Source organism: Marvinbryantia sp., from assembly GCF_047017445.1.
In the GTDB taxonomy this organism is placed as follows: Bacteria; Bacillota; Clostridia; order Lachnospirales; family Lachnospiraceae; genus Marvinbryantia.
In genome coordinates, this window is sequence record NZ_JBKXTT010000004.1 from 285,047 (window position 1) to 296,580 (window position 11,534).

Here is an 11,534-nt window from a genome sequence, read left to right on the forward strand (position 1 = left end):
TCTCCGGCGGCAGCTCCGGTTCTGTTTCGGGATCCGTCTCCGACGGCAGCTCCGATTCTGTTTCGGGACTCGTTTCCAACGGCAGCTCTGATTCTGTTTCAAAGTCCGCCTGGTCAGGCTGTTTGTCCGTTTCGTCACTGGAAGGGATAACGGTTACTTCGCCGGGGCCGATGGCGGCGAGAGTTTCTAATTCCGTATCCTCCACGCTTTCCGGCGTCGTTTGCGCCGTTTCGTCAGAGACTTCGGCAGAACCGGAAACAGACAGTCCGCTCGAAGCGGCAGGAAGCGTCTCGTTCAAAACCTCTGTTTGTGTGTCTGGAGCCTTTTTGGCGGCTCCCTGTTTTGTATCGGCTGCATCGGCGGATATTTCACCGGCAGCAGAGGCGGCGCAGACAGTCTGCCAGTCTGCGTATCCGGAGTCTTCAGATGTCTGGGCCGCGCTTGCTGGGCTTGCTGCCAAAGACAGGCTCAGTGCCAATGCCAGCGTCCTGGTTAACAATTTATTCTTCATTTTACCCCTCCTCCATCATGCCGGCAAGCGCCAGTAAAATTTCAAGATCTGCATCCTCCAGGTTCCGGTTCTGGGAAATCACGCTGACAGTATAGCGTGAGCCATTTACAACCGTATAGAGTGACTGCATGACTGCGTTCAGGTCTTCGTCAAAGTACGCGTCGCTTATAAAGGTATAATTTTCCAGCTCCAGAATTGCGCTGCCAAGCGAATCCTCCGATTCTGACAGAAGATTTTCCTGATAATCCTGTTTTTCCCCATCAGACATTTCATCCAGGCTTCCTGTGATCCAGAGGTCGGGATAACAGAGAAAATAAAGGCTTAAATCATCGATGGTTCCGGCAGCCGCTGAGATATTCCCGGCGCTGCCCGCCCACAGCGGAAGTTCTGACGGAAGCGTGATCTGCAGCTCGTGCAGCCTGAATGTGTATGGCTCTCCGTCGGTTCCCTGCATCCACTGCCAGTCTGACGTTTCTGTGTCAGTGTTTTCCGCCCTGGCGACAGAACCGCCTGTCGGCCAGAAGCAGCACATTGCCAGCGTCAGGCCTCCCGCAAGGGCTGCGCGTCCGGGAACGTGTAAATACTTTTTTCGTTTCATACAATACCTCCTTCTGTTCATACAGAGCTTTTCTGATTGTCTTTTTATAATAGCAGAAGGGCGTTACAGAAAAGGCAACTTTTTTCCTTCTGCATTGCGTGGAGTGTGCAGTTTTTCATCGGGAATGCAATGCGGAGCGGAGAGCGGCAGCGCGTATTTATTGCAAGAGCGCTGGCGCAGCAGCTGCAGATCCTGCTGCTGGATGAACCGACCAGTAGCGAGGAAAACATCCGGGAGGTATACGGAGTAAGCACGGAAATTATGCCGATCGACGGCTGCCGTCACATGGTTTTAAAACGCACGGTATGACGGCGGCGAAAACTATAGAAAAGAAAAATAAAAGAACCCGAACGCAGTTTTGCGGTCGGGTTTTTTAATAAGCGGAGAGCAAGGGATTCGAACCCTCGGTGGGTATTAGCCACACGGCTTTTCGAGAGCCGCACCTTAAACCACTCGGACAACTCTCCATCTGTACATCTCAAAAAGTGGATGCATCGCTGATTATAGCAGAGTTTTTGCCGTCTGTCAAAGAAAATTCGCAAAGTCGCGATAAAAATTAATTGAGATGGACAAAAAAATGTAGTATAGTAAAAATATATTCACGGATATATCTTAACTATACGAGGGAAAGAGGGTAAAAGATTATGTTACGAGTTGGATTATTGACGAGCGGCGGCGACTGTCAGGCGTTGAACGCGACCATGCGCGGTATCGTAAAGGGATTATCGTCAAATGTGGACGAGCTGGAGGTTTACGGCTTTCTCAACGGTTACAAGGGCCTTATTTACGGCGACTACCGTCTGCTTACGGCGCAGGATTTCTCCGGTATCCTGACAAAGGGCGGCACGATCATCGGTTCCTCCAGACAGCCGTTTAAAATGATGCGCGTTCCGGATGAGAAGGGATTGGACAAGGTTGAGGCGATGAAGCAGAATTATTACAAGCTGCGCCTGGACTGCCTGGTGATCCTCGGCGGAAACGGCACGCAGAAGACGGCGAACCTGCTGCGCGAGGAAGGTCTGAACATTATCCATATGCCGAAGACCATCGACAACGATATCTATGGAACGGATATGACCTTCGGCTTTTACAGCGCGGTGAATATCGCGACCGATGCGATCGACTGCATCCACACGACGGCTTCCTCACACAACCGTGTATTTATCGTGGAGATCATGGGACATAAGGTTGGACAGCTCTGTCTGTACGCCGGCATTGCGGGCGGCGCGGACATCATTCTGATCCCGGAGATCCCGTACGATATCGACAAGGTGATCGAGGCGATCGACCACAGAACGAAGCAGGGCAAGGGCTTTACGGTCATTGCAGTTGCAGAGGGCGCGATCTCCAAGGAAAAAGCGGCGATGAGCAAGAAGGAACTGAAGGAGTACATGAAGGATTACAAGTACCCGACGGTTTCCTATGAGATCGCAGCAAAGATCGAGGAGCGTTCCGGCACAGAGGTGCGCGTGACGGTTCCGGGACATACCCAGCGCGGCGGCAGCCCGTGTCCGTATGACCGCGTGCTCTCCACAAGATTGGGCGCGGCGGGCGCAAAGGCGATCTTAAACGGCGATTACGGATACATGATCGCGATCGTTAATGGAAAGACTAAGAAGGTGCCGCTCGGAGATGTGGCCGGCAAACTGAAAACCGTTTCTCCGGACGACCAGATCGTAAAAGAAGCAAAATTAATCGGTATCAGCTTTGGCGATTAGGAGTAGATGAATGTCATATACTGCTTTGTACCGCAAATTTCGTCCTGACACCTTCGCAGATGTGAAGGGTCAGGACGCAGTTGTGCAGACACTGAAAAATCAGATAAAATCAGGACGCGTCGGACATGCCTATCTGTTCTGCGGGACGCGGGGAACCGGAAAAACCACCATCGCAAAGATCATGGCAAAGGCGGTAAACTGCGAACATCCGGTGGACGGCAGTCCGTGCAACGAGTGCGCGACCTGCCGCGCGATCGCGGCGGGAAGCTCGCTGAACGTTATAGAAATCGACGCGGCGTCCAACAACGGCGTGGACAACATCCGTGAGATCCGCGAGGAGGTTTCCTACTCGCCGACGGAGGGGCGCTACAAGGTTTATATTATCGACGAGGTTCATATGCTTTCCATCGGCGCATTCAATGCGCTTTTAAAAACGTTGGAGGAACCGCCCTCCTACGTTATTTTTATTCTTGCGACGACGGAGGCGAACAAGCTCCCGGTGACGATCCTTTCCAGGTGCCAGCGCTACGACTTTAAGCGTATCCCGGTGGCAACCATTGAGGAGCGTCTGCAGGAGCTTCTTACGGCGGAAAAACTGGAGGCCGAGGACAAGGCGATCCATTACATTGCGCGCAAGGCAGACGGCGCGCTGCGCGATGCGTTAAGCCTGCTGGATCAGTGTATCGCATTCTACCCCGGACAGCGTCTCACCTATGAGCAGGCGCTGGAGGTGCTTGGGGCGGTGGATACGGAGGTGTTCAGCCGCATTCTGCGCAAAGTGCTGAAACAGGATGTGCGCGGCCTGATGGAGGAGCTGGAGGAACTGGTGATGCAGGGGCGCGAGCTGGGGCAGTTTGTGACGGATTTCACCTGGTATCTGCGCAACCTTCTGCTCCTGAAATCCTCGGACGATATGGAAGAGGTGCTGGATATCTCCGCGGAAAATTTAAAGCTTCTGCAGGAGGAGGCGGGGATGGTCCGCGAGGACACCCTGATGCGCTACATCCGCATTTTTTCAGAACTGTCCAACCGTATGCGCTACGAATCATCGAAGCGGATCGCGCTGGAGGTGGCGCTGATCAAGCTGTGCCGTCCGCAGATGGAGACGGATAATACCTCCGTGCTGGAGCGGATCCGCAATCTGGAGAGGCAGCTCGCGGAGGGCGTGGTGATCGCGCAGCAGACAGGCAGTGCCGGAGGGGGATCTGGCGCTGTGAGCGGTGCGCCTGCGCAGGAAAATAAAATGCTCCCGGAGGATAAGCCGGCAAAGGCGGCGCCGGAGGATGTGCAGCGGGCGGCTTCTATGTGGAGAAGCATTGCAAACGAGGCGGGCGGAAGATTCGGCATGGTGCTGCAGACAAAGGCGGAGCCGCGCTACGACCCGGCGGAGGATGCGAGCTGTCTGTATGTCGTGTTCCAGGACTTTCTGGGTGAAAAATATATCCATGACAACGAAAAAAAAGAACTGCTGGAGAATATCATCGAATCAAAGATCGGAAAAAAGATTGACATAAAAATGGTTCTCGCGGCGGATATGTCGGGCGGCAGCCAGAAGCTGTATGCGGTGTCCGTAGAGGAAAAATTGCGGGAAAAGATTCATAATATAGAAATTGAGGTAGACGATTCCCCGGTGGATGCGTTCTAAAGAAAGAAGGAGGATTTGAATATGGCAAAACGCGGAGGTTTCCCGGGCGGAATGCCGGGCAACATGAACAACTTAATGAAGCAGGCGCAGAAGATGCAGAAGCAGATGGAGGAGAACCAGAAGGCGCTTGAAGAGAAGGAATTTACAGCGGCAGCGGGCGGCGGAGCCGTGGAGGTGACGATCTCCGGCAAGCGCGAGGTGCTGAAGGTCAGCCTGAAGGAAGAGGTGGTAGACCCGGATGATATCGAGATGCTGGAGGACCTGATCGTTGCGGCGACCAATGAGGCGCTGCGTAAAGTGGAAGAGGAGTCGAGCGCGGTGATGTCGAAATTAACGGGCGGCCTTGGCGGAGGGTTCCCGTTCTGATGGAATACTACAGCAGACAGATCAGTCGTCTGATCGAAGAGTTTTCCAAGCTTCCCGGAATCGGGGCAAAATCTGCGCAGCGTATGGCGTTTCACATTATCAATCGCCCGGAGGAGGAGGTAAAGGCTCTTGCCCAGGCGATTCTTGACGCCAAAGAAAACGTCCGTTACTGTAAGCAGTGCTTTACACTCACGGACAGCGAGCTGTGCCCGATCTGCAGCAATCCGAAGCGGGATGCAAAGACCATCATGGTCGTGGAGAATACCAGAGATCTGGCGGCGTATGAAAAAACAGGAAAATACGAGGGCGTGTATCACGTTCTGCACGGTGCGATCTCTCCGATGCTGGGGATCGGGCCGAACGATATCCGTTTGAAGGAGCTTATGCAGCGCCTGCAGGGGGATGTGAAGGAGGTCATCATCGCTACCAATTCCAGCCTGGAGGGCGAGACGACGGCAATGTACATCAGCAAGCTGATCAAGCCGACCGGCATCAGGGTTACGAGGATCGCCAGCGGCGTTCCCGTGGGCGGCGACCTGGAGTACATCGACCAGGTGACGCTGCTGCGCGCGCTGGAGGGCAGAACAGAGCTGTGATGATTGCTCATGATACTGCAATAATTGCGAACTTTATAAAATATTTTAAATTAAGGCATCAAAATCATGTACTTTTGATGCCTTTTGTGGTACACTGAACATATTAAATGAATACAGGAGGGTAACATGAACAAGTTAGAGTTACAAAAGACTGCTAACGAGATCCGCAAAGGGATCGTCACGGCAGTTCATAGTGCAAAAGCAGGGCATCCGGGCGGTTCCCTGTCTGCAACAGAGGTGTTTACATATCTCTATTTTGAAGAAATGAATATCGATCCGAAGGATCCGAAAAAGCCGGACCGCGACCGTTTCGTTCTCTCAAAAGGGCACACGGCGCCGGGCTTATATTCCACTCTGGCACACAGAGGCTACTTCCCGGTAGAGGATCTGACGACGCTGCGTAAGCTTGGTTCCTATCTGCAGGGGCATCCGAGTATGCAGTATATTCCGGGCGTCGACATGTCCAGCGGTTCTCTTGGACAGGGCATCTCAGCAGCATGCGGTATGGCGCTTTCTGCAAAACTGAGTAATGAAGACTATCGTGTCTACACACTGCTCGGCGACGGCGAGATCCAGGAAGGACAGGTCTGGGAGGCGGCGATGTTCGCAGGTGCAAGAAAACTGGACAACCTGGTAGTTATCGTGGACAATAACGGTCTGCAGATCGACGGCAGGATCGAGGACGTATGTAATCCGTACCCGATCGACAAGAAATTTGAGGCATTCAACTTCCATGTAATCAATGTGGCAGACGGTAATGATTTCGACCAGCTTGCGGCTGCTTTTGCTGAGGCGAGAGCGACCAAGGGTATGCCGACGGCGATCATTATGAAGACAGTAAAAGGAAAAGGCGTTTCCTTCATGGAAAATCAGGTATCCTGGCACGGCACGGCTCCGAACGACGAGCAGTATGCAGTTGCTATGGCAGACTTAGAAAAGGTAGGTGAAGCATTATGTCAGATGTAAAGAAGATTGCAACCAGAGAAAGCTACGGCAACGCGCTCGTAGAGGTGGGAAAGGAAAACCCGAACGTAGTCGTTCTGGACGCTGACCTTGCGGCAGCTACCAAGACAGGTACCTTTAAGAAAGTATTCCCGGAGCGTCACATTGATTGCGGTATCGCAGAGTGCAACATGACAGGCGTGGCGGCAGGTCTTGCTACCACAGGAAAGATTCCGTTTATCAGCTCCTTTGCAATGTTTGCAGCAGGACGTAACTTTGAGCAGGTGCGCAATTCCATCGGTTATCCGCATCTGAACGTAAAGATTGGCGCAACCCATGCCGGCATCTCCGTTGGCGAGGACGGCGCGAGCCACCAGTGCAACGAGGATATCGCTCTGATGAGAACGATCCCGGGCATGGTTGTAGTATGCCCGTCTGACGATGTGGAGGCAAAGGCGGCGGTAAAGGCAGCCGTAGAGCACGAGGGGCCGGTATATCTGCGCTTCGGCCGTCTGGCTGTCCCGGTGATCAACGACCGTCCGGATTATAAATTTGAGCTTGGCAAGGGCGTTGTGCTCCGCGAGGGCAAGGATCTCACCATCGTTGCGACCGGACTTCCGGTAGCGGAGTGTCTGGCGGCGGCGGAAATGCTGGCAAAGGACGGCATCGACGCAAAGGTGATCAACATCCACACCATCAAACCGCTGGATGAGGAGCTGATCATCGCAGCGGCAAAGGAAACCGGCAAGGTAGTGACGGTAGAAGAGCATTCCGTGATCGGCGGTCTTGGCAGCGCCGTATGCGACTGCCTGTGCGCAAACGCGCCGACGAAGGTTCTGAAAATCGGCATGAATGATAAATTCGGCGAGTCCGGTGCGGCAGTGGCACTGCTTCACAAATACGGACTGGATGCGGAAGGCATCTACAACAAGATCAAAGAGTGGGCGTAACCGCCAGCAGGATCCCCTGGAAGATGCACTCCGCCAGTGACATCACGGCGGACAGGCGCGTTGTCTGGAGGATCAGCTGCGAAAATTCACCGGTGGTATTGATGATGCCGGTGATAGCGATATCCCCTACCTCCATCAGCTTTTTATCCACGCCGGAACCAGGGCAGAGACTGCCGTGGGAGACGGTGATGTAGTGCTGGTGGCGTCTGGCGCCCAGCGAGGCGTCGATGGCAATGATCGGATTGTATGGGTGAAAATATTTTATGGAACGCATAGCGTCCTTCAGATTCAGCGCATGGATCGGAAAGTCCAGCGTTCCGTAGACCGGAAGCGTGAAATTATCGGCGTACTGCAGCCTTGTGCCCACCAGCGGGCCGAGACTGTCGCCGGTCACGCGGTCGCTTCCGATACAGACAAAAACCGGCGGAAATTCCGGCGGGCAAACAACAGAGATCAACTGTCCCAGCTGCGCGGCAAGCAGCGTTGGGGCAGTTTTTTCTTTTCCGTTAATGTAGTGAACCTTTGAAGAAATTGTTTTCATAGATATTTGTCCTTTTACTCCTGTAAATTAATGTATCGCCGGACGATGCTGTTTATTCCTCTTCAGTTTGTCCGTTTTTTGGAAAAATATGCAGCGCGGCATTTGTCGAAGGAATTGCTTGTTCGCGGTTTCTGTTTCGCTAAAATTTGCAAAAAATATATGGTAGGCTGATTCCAAAAAGGAGTGAGTATAAATATGGCAGAAACAAGCAAAGAATGGAAGATGCCGAAAAATATCAGGCAGATCGGGGACGGAGGCGGAAACAGGAAGGTTTATATAGAAGATTATGTGATGACCTTTCTGGAGGGGATCTCGGCGGAGGATAAACAGAAAAAAGCGATATTGCTTGGAGAGGTGCGCAAGCTGGAGCAGAATCCCTGTATTTTTGTGAGCGGCGCGATCGAGACAGACAGCCTTTCGATGGATGAGGGGGAGAAAAAGGCACTGCAGGAAAAGATGGAGCGCTGTTTTGCCGGAAAATGCGTCGTGGGCTGGTTCCTGACAGCGGAGGAATCTCCGGTCCGCATGACGTCGGAGATCAAAGAAATATTCCGGAGGGAGTTTCCGGGCGACGACCAGGCGCTGATCGTGCGGGACGACCAGGAGGAGGAAACCTCTGTTTTTCTGATGGAGGAGGAAGAACCGGCGGCGCAGCCGGGCTTTTATATTTATTACGATAAAAATCCGGCAATGCAGGAGTATATGGTTGCCCGGAACGAGGGAAAATCGGTGGAGAAGGAAGCGCCGGTGAAGGATGACGCGATTAAGCGCTTCCGCAAAATCATAAAGGAAAAGAAAAAAGTACCGCAGGTCACCATGCCGAAGAGAGGAAGGCTTGTCTATCTCACAGGCGGCTTTCTGGTCGTGACGGTGCTGGCGCTCGGCGTCACCATGGTTTACAACTACGATAAAATGAAGCAGGTGGAGCAGAGCCTTGCGCGTCTGACGGACAATGTAGACAGCCAGAGCGGTTATCTGGAGGACACGGCACAGGTTATGTTACATATGGATGATAAAATTGAGCTGCAGACGGAGGTGATCACGGAGGTGCAGACTGTGGAGACGCCGGAAACGACTGCAGCGAAGTCCGTAAAGAGCGATACGGAGACGGAAAACTCTGAGGCGGAGCAGACCGTGCAGAACGATGCCGCGGCGAAAGAAGAAATCACGGTACAGACAGAGCCGCAGACGGAGAGCGAAGGCAGCGATACAGAAGCTCCGGTATCGGCGGTAGCGCGCGCTTCCTACACGGTGAAAGCGGGCGATACGCTTGCCGGCATCAGTGAGATGTATTACGGCAGTCTGGAAAAGGTGGAGGAAATCTGCGCGCTGAATGGAATTGACGACGAGAATACGATTCTTCCGGGGCAGAAAATTTTACTTCCATAAACGGGAAAATCGTGTTACGATGGACGCATGACACAGCAGTCATGAAAGAGGAAAACCAGATTTGCAAACGGAGTACCGATATATGTTAAAGATAAAGAAAATAAAATTTCCGCACCCTTCTTTTCCGGGAAAGTGGAAAGAGACGATAAAGAAGATCACAGAAAGAAAACGGGAAAAAGCGCAGGCAAATATGCAGAGCGACGAGATGATGAGCCTTTCCGAGAAGCTGAAGCTGCACAGGGATAAGGTGCATCTGCGTACGGTGCTGCTGGCGGCAGCGGCGGTGCTGCTGGTTGGAGGAGCGTTTGTCTACAGCCGTGTCAGAGTGCTCCACAGGTACAGCGTGCTTTCCAGCGTGGAGCGTTCTGATGATGCTGCCACCAGCTATGTGCGCCTGGACAATCGGACGCTGAAATGCAATCCGAACGGCGTGACATGTGTCAATGATTCCAACGAGGTGCAGTGGAACGTTACCTTTACCCTGCAGAATCCGATCGTGGATGTCTGCGGCTCCACCGTGGTTGTGGGGGATCAGAGAGGACAGGACGTCTATGTGTTTAACAAAGAAGGACAGATCGGACATTTTGAAGTGGAATATACGCTCACAAAGGTTCGCGTGGCAGCGCAGGGCGTTGTTGCGGCGGTTCTGGAGGACGGCGATATCACCTATGTGAATGTATATGATTCATCGGGAACACTGCTGGTAAAGAGCAAAACCACGATGAATGAAAACGGATACCCGCTTGATATTGATATTTCGGCGGATGGACAGAAGCTGGCGGTTTCCTATCTGACAATGGATAATAAAGATGTAAAAACCAATATTGTGTTTTACAATTTCTCCGCTGTCGGACAGAGTGCGGCGGATTATCAGGTAAACAGCGTGGAGTATGAAGCGGCGGTGGCTCCCGCCGTACATTTTCTGAGCGGCAGCTATGCGGTAGCGTGCCGCGACGACGGGCTTACGTTTTTCAGCGGCAGACAGGTTCCTGAACAGAGGGCGGAGATTACTGTGGAACAGGAAATTATCAGTATTTTCCACAGCGATGATTATGTCGGCATTATTACGGCGAATGAGGATGAGGCGCATAAAAACAAATATAAAATGCAGATTTACCGTGCGGATGGGAGCAGATGCGGCACGGGTTATTTTGATATGGATTACACCAACGTGGTTGCGGAGGAGGGAGAAATCATCCTCTATGGAACGCATGATATTGAAATTTACAGCACCGGCGGAAGAAAAAAAGCATCTGTGGAATATGAAAAGCAGATTTCCGGCATGATAAAGCTGGGCGGCTTTCATAAATATCAGGTGCTCACGCCGGACAGCACGGACAAGATACGATTAAAATAGGAGCAAAAGATGAATTTACTGACGATTATTGTACTTATAATATTTGCGATCTCTGTTTTACATGGCTACCGCAGAGGCTTTATTAAAAGCCTTGCGTCTTTGGTGTCCATCGTTTTGTCAATTGTTCTTGTAAATATTGCCACGCCGTATGTGACGGATTTTCTGAAAACGCAGACGCCGGTCTACGACTATATTCTGGAAAAATGTGAGAATACCTTCCGTGTTGCCACTGCGTCCGACGGCGATCGGGAGACAGAAACGGATGCTGCGGGAGAGGGAATGGTGAACCTCGGCGCTGCCGGGGAGGAACAGACAGCGTCGGGAGAAACCAAATCCGGTACAGACACATCCGGGCAGAGCGGGGACACTGCCTGGCAGGAGGCGTGGATTAACAATTTAAAAATTCCACAGACGCTGCAGAACCTTCTTAAAGAAAATAATACTCCCGAATATTATGCGAAGCTTGCGGCCGAGAGCTTTGCGGACTATGTGCCGAAGTATATGGCAGGCTTAATTCTGAATCTGATTTCCTTTGTGGCGACGTGGATTCTGGTGATCAGCTTTATCTGGCTGGCAGTTATGACGCTGGATGTGATCGCGTCTCTTCCGGTGCTGCGCGGCGTCAACCAGATCCTTGGCCTGGCGCTTGGATTTTTTCAGGGACTCATCATCGTGTGGGTTGCTTTCCTTATTATAACTATATTTAGTAATACAGATATCGGAAAACAACTGATGACAATGATTGGGGAAAGCCCGGTTTTGAGCGCCCTGTATGAGTCCAATCTGCTGCTTGAATTTTTGCAGGATACGGTGAAAAATATTTTCTGAAAAAAATGAAAAAAGTTTTCTGAAAAAAATGAAAAAAGTTGTGTCAAGCATTTTTGAAAATGTCCCGAAAAAACTGAAACATTAGCACCGGTT

General features: G+C 52.0%; 12 protein-coding genes, 1 tRNA gene and 1 pseudogene. 10 read left to right on the forward strand and 4 right to left on the reverse strand.

The features are described from left to right. Together ACLU9Q_RS06665 and ACLU9Q_RS06670 are read right to left on the reverse strand one after the other, a co-directional pair. Positions 1-511: pseudogene (locus tag ACLU9Q_RS06665) on the reverse strand (hypothetical protein); the annotation flags it as partial. Between the two features lies 1 nt (position 512). Further along, positions 513-1,109, reverse strand: coding sequence for a hypothetical protein (locus tag ACLU9Q_RS06670; protein ID WP_296908083.1), 597 nt, complete (start codon positions 1,107-1,109; stop codon positions 513-515). 129 nt (positions 1,110-1,238) lie between these two features. Here ACLU9Q_RS06670 and ACLU9Q_RS06675 point away from each other — a divergent pair, with 129 nt between their 5' ends. After that, entirely contained in the window at positions 1,239-1,418 is a 180-nt protein-coding gene (locus ACLU9Q_RS06675; RefSeq protein WP_330592673.1) for an ATP-binding cassette domain-containing protein, read from the forward strand. A gap of 72 nt (positions 1,419-1,490) precedes the next feature. On the opposite strand, the gene ACLU9Q_RS06680 is transcribed toward ACLU9Q_RS06675, so the two are convergent. Next, positions 1,491-1,576 (reverse strand) — tRNA-Ser (locus ACLU9Q_RS06680). Between the two features lie 177 nt (positions 1,577-1,753). Between ACLU9Q_RS06680 and ACLU9Q_RS06685 the strand changes: the two genes are divergently transcribed. The 6 genes from ACLU9Q_RS06685 (at position 1,754) to ACLU9Q_RS06710 (ending at position 7,326) form a co-directional block, all read left to right on the forward strand. Beyond that, positions 1,754-2,827 (forward strand): 6-phosphofructokinase, encoded by a 1,074-nt coding sequence (locus tag ACLU9Q_RS06685; protein ID WP_298513312.1) that lies wholly within the window; start codon positions 1,754-1,756, stop codon positions 2,825-2,827. A 10-nt stretch (positions 2,828-2,837) separates the two neighbouring features. Next, entirely contained in the window at positions 2,838-4,472 is a 1,635-nt protein-coding gene (dnaX, locus tag ACLU9Q_RS06690; RefSeq protein ID WP_296908079.1) for a DNA polymerase III subunit gamma/tau, read from the forward strand. 21 nt (positions 4,473-4,493) lie between these two features. After that, positions 4,494-4,838, forward strand: a complete 345-nt coding sequence (locus ACLU9Q_RS06695; RefSeq protein ID WP_296908077.1) for a YbaB/EbfC family nucleoid-associated protein — start codon at positions 4,494-4,496, stop codon at positions 4,836-4,838. Further along, positions 4,838-5,434 (forward strand): recombination mediator RecR, encoded by a 597-nt coding sequence (recR, locus tag ACLU9Q_RS06700; protein ID WP_296908075.1) that lies wholly within the window; start codon positions 4,838-4,840, stop codon positions 5,432-5,434. The genes ACLU9Q_RS06695 and recR overlap by 1 nt, the downstream gene beginning before the upstream one ends. Positions 5,435-5,560: 126 nt before the next feature. After that, entirely contained in the window at positions 5,561-6,400 is an 840-nt protein-coding gene (locus ACLU9Q_RS06705; RefSeq protein ID WP_296908073.1) for a transketolase, read from the forward strand. Continuing rightward, a complete protein-coding gene (locus ACLU9Q_RS06710) occupies positions 6,388-7,326 on the forward strand; it encodes a transketolase family protein (RefSeq protein ID WP_296908071.1) in 939 nt (312 codons plus the stop codon). Before ACLU9Q_RS06705 ends, ACLU9Q_RS06710 begins: the two co-directional genes overlap by 13 nt. Here ACLU9Q_RS06710 and yyaC read toward each other — a convergent pair. Continuing rightward, positions 7,310-7,867 carry a spore protease YyaC gene (yyaC, locus tag ACLU9Q_RS06715; RefSeq protein WP_296908069.1) on the reverse strand — a complete coding sequence of 186 codons (558 nt, stop codon included), beginning with the start codon at positions 7,865-7,867 and terminating at the stop codon, positions 7,310-7,312. The genes ACLU9Q_RS06710 and yyaC overlap by 17 nt on opposite strands. A gap of 195 nt (positions 7,868-8,062) precedes the next feature. Between yyaC and ACLU9Q_RS06720 the strand changes: the two genes are divergently transcribed. The 3 genes from ACLU9Q_RS06720 (at position 8,063) to ACLU9Q_RS06730 (ending at position 11,441) form a co-directional block, all read left to right on the forward strand. Then, on the forward strand, positions 8,063-9,256 hold the full coding sequence (locus ACLU9Q_RS06720; RefSeq protein ID WP_296908067.1) for a LysM peptidoglycan-binding domain-containing protein: 1,194 nt from the start codon (positions 8,063-8,065) through the stop codon (positions 9,254-9,256). Between the two features lie 82 nt (positions 9,257-9,338). Continuing rightward, positions 9,339-10,613: a DUF5711 family protein gene (locus tag ACLU9Q_RS06725; protein ID WP_296908065.1), complete on the forward strand. Its 1,275-nt coding sequence runs from the start codon at positions 9,339-9,341 to the stop codon at positions 10,611-10,613. A 9-nt stretch (positions 10,614-10,622) separates the two neighbouring features. Continuing rightward, a complete protein-coding gene (locus ACLU9Q_RS06730; RefSeq protein ID WP_296908063.1) occupies positions 10,623-11,441 on the forward strand; it encodes a CvpA family protein in 819 nt (272 codons plus the stop codon). Positions 11,442-11,534 lie beyond the last annotated feature (93 nt).